We start from the raw sequence: 2,293 nt of genomic DNA, 5'->3' as shown, positions 1-2,293 counted from the left end.
TCGATGCCGTGGCTGCGCCGCGCCAGCCCGGGCCGGCCGTCCGGACGATACGAGGGCGCGGTGGCGACGCGCTGCTTCGGCACGCCGCCCGGCACCGCCGCCGGCAGCGGCAGCGGGCCCTCCGCCATCTCCATCAGCGGTTTCGGCCGGTCGGCGCGGAGCGGGGAGACGGTCCGCGTCACCTCGGCCCACAGGTGCCAGTCCGGCAGGAGTGGCCCGGGTTTGCGTCTGGCCATGGGGGCACCCGCGCTGCCGGCCGGGTCAGTCGAGCTGGCTGGTGGCGACGAGCTTCCAGTTCGGATCGCGCGACTTGGGATTGCGGGCGAAGGTCCACTCGTCGGCGATGTTGGTCACCTGGTCGGCATTGCCTTCGATCAGGGTGCCGTCGCGGTCGCGGGTAGCGGAGACGACCTCGGCGAAGAAGCGGATGGTGACGAGGGCGTTGCGCTTGTCGAGTTCCGCCTCGGAAATCTCGATGCGCGGCAGGCCGACAAAGGTGAAGTCGACCTTGTGGCCGGCGGCCTCGCGCTCGGCGATGGCCTTCTCGAAGCCGTCATAGACGTCCTTTTCGAGCAGGTTCCTCAGCGTCTTGCGGTCGCCCTGGGCAAAGGCGGTGACGATCATCTCGTAGGCCGACTTGGCGCCTTCGAGGAAGGACTTGGGACCGAAGCCGGGATCGGCCTCGGCGATGGCGGCGAGGCCGGCGGCGACCTTGTCGTCGCCACGCGCATATTGCTCGATCTCGCTGGCGAGGCGCCGGGCCTGCCGCTCGGCGTCGCCGGCCGGTTCGACCGGACGCGGCCGCATCGGCACCACCGTATCGTCGCCGTTCTTGGCGGCGGCCTTGGCCGCCTCGCGCCGCTCGAGCGGCGAGCGCTCGGTGCCAGTGCGGGTGCCCAGGACCGAGCGCAGCCGGAACAGGATGACGATCGCCAGGCCGATGACGATGAGGGTGGGGAGGTCGAAAAAGTCGTCCATTTGTCCTGCGTACCGGTTGGAGGAGGTCACCCCGGGGGGGAAAGCATATGGCAGCGCGCCGCGGTCGACCTATATATAGGGAAAGCTTTACCTCGAAACCAGTTCACGATTGGGCGAGAAAAAGTCCGGCCCCGATGGGGAAGCGAGAGGACCTGCGGTGGGACGCCTGCTACTTGCACTATTTCTGGCCGTGCCGCTGATCGAGATCGCGCTGTTCGTCGTCATCGGTCGCGCTATCGGCCTGTGGCCGACGCTCCTGGGCGTGGTCGTCACGGCGCTGGCCGGCGCCCTGTTGCTGCGCGTCCAGGGCCTGGCGCTGTGGACGCAGATGCAGGACAGCCTCAACCGCGGAACGTTGCCCGCGCGGGCCCTCGCCGACGCCATGATGGTGACGCTGGCGGCGCTGCTGCTGCTCACCCCGGGCTATTTCACCGATGCAATGGGCCTGCTGCTGCTCCTGCCGCCGGTGCGCAGCCTCGTCTACGCCGCCCTGAAGCGGCGGTTGCGCGTCGTTGCCGTGGCCCCGACGGCACCCGGCTGGCACGCCGATCCGCGCGTGCAGGACAGCGGCACCATCGATCTTGATGACGGCGACTGGCGTCGGCACTAGCCCGTGCGGGCGCCTCCCGCGCTTGTCAGGGCCCCGGCAAGGTGCTAGCCAGCCTGCCGCAACCTAGCAGCAAGGACTCGAGCAATGGCTGACGAAACCGCGGGCGCAGGCAATTCGGGCGCCGCTACCGGCACCGGCTCCAGCTTCAACCTCATCGGCCAGTACATCCGCGATCTCAGCTTCGAGAACCCGGGGGCCCCGGCCTCGATCCTTGCCGGCGCGGGGCAGCCAACCTTTTCCGTCAACATCAACGTCGCCGTCAAGAAGCAGGCCGACGATGTCTATGCGGTGGAACTGGCGCTCAACGCCAAGGCCGACCGCGACAAGGCCGTGCTGTTCAACGTCGAGCTGATCTTCGGCGGGGTGTTCCGCGTCCGCAACATCCCGGAAGACCAGCTGGCGCCGCTGCTGATGGTCGAATGCCCGCGCCTGATCTTCCCGTTCGCGCGCCAGGTGCTGGCCAATGTCGTGCAGCAGGGCGGCTTCCCGCCGCTGATGATGGAACCGGTGGATTTCCAGGCCCTCTACATCCAGAACCTGCGCGCCCTGCAGGCCCAGCGCCAGCAGGCGGCCGGGGCCGGCGACAAACCGGAGGCCCCGGCAGCGTCCGCCCCGGACGGCGAAAAGCCCAACTAGGCGACGGCTTCGGCCGGCTCGAGATAGGCGACCCACACCGCTTCGGCGCCGAGCGCGGCGACCAGTCGC

At 69.2% G+C, this 2,293-nt stretch carries 4 protein-coding genes; 2 read left to right on the top strand and 2 right to left on the bottom strand.

Features of this window, described 5'->3' with window-relative positions:
- The coding region (locus VGD93_RS06445; protein WP_395010361.1) for a hypothetical protein at window positions 1-236 on the bottom strand (236 nt) is incomplete at its 3' end.
- Between the two features lie 25 nt (window positions 237-261).
- Window positions 262-978, bottom strand: a complete 717-nt coding sequence (locus VGD93_RS06440) for a Tim44/TimA family putative adaptor protein (protein ID WP_395010359.1) — start codon at window positions 976-978, stop codon at window positions 262-264.
- 157 nt (window positions 979-1,135) lie between these two features.
- Between VGD93_RS06440 and VGD93_RS06435 the strand changes: the two genes are divergently transcribed.
- Both VGD93_RS06435 and secB read left to right on the top strand, forming a co-directional pair.
- Window positions 1,136-1,588 (top strand): FxsA family protein, encoded by a 453-nt coding sequence (locus VGD93_RS06435; protein WP_395010357.1) that lies wholly within the window; start codon window positions 1,136-1,138, stop codon window positions 1,586-1,588.
- A gap of 84 nt (window positions 1,589-1,672) precedes the next feature.
- Complete coding sequence (gene secB, locus VGD93_RS06430; protein ID WP_395010355.1) at window positions 1,673-2,224, top strand: protein-export chaperone SecB; 552 nt, start codon at window positions 1,673-1,675, stop codon at window positions 2,222-2,224.
- Window positions 2,225-2,293: the final 69 nt, after the last annotated feature.

The sequence above is a fragment of the Devosia sp. genome, from assembly GCF_036406155.1.
In the GTDB taxonomy this organism is placed as follows: Bacteria; Pseudomonadota; Alphaproteobacteria; order Rhizobiales; family Devosiaceae; genus Devosia_A.
Note: the sequence above shows the minus strand (reverse complement) of the source record. Positions and strands in the feature narration are given on the sequence as shown.

Excerpts from the sequence above, each read along its gene's own strand:
- secB (WP_395010355.1), top strand. The coding sequence starts at position 1,673 with ATGGCTGACGAAACCGCGGGCGCAGGCAATTCGGGCGCCGCTACCGGC.
- VGD93_RS06440 (WP_395010359.1), bottom strand. The coding sequence starts at position 978 with ATGGACGACTTTTTCGACCTCCCCACCCTCATCGTCATCGGCCTGGCG.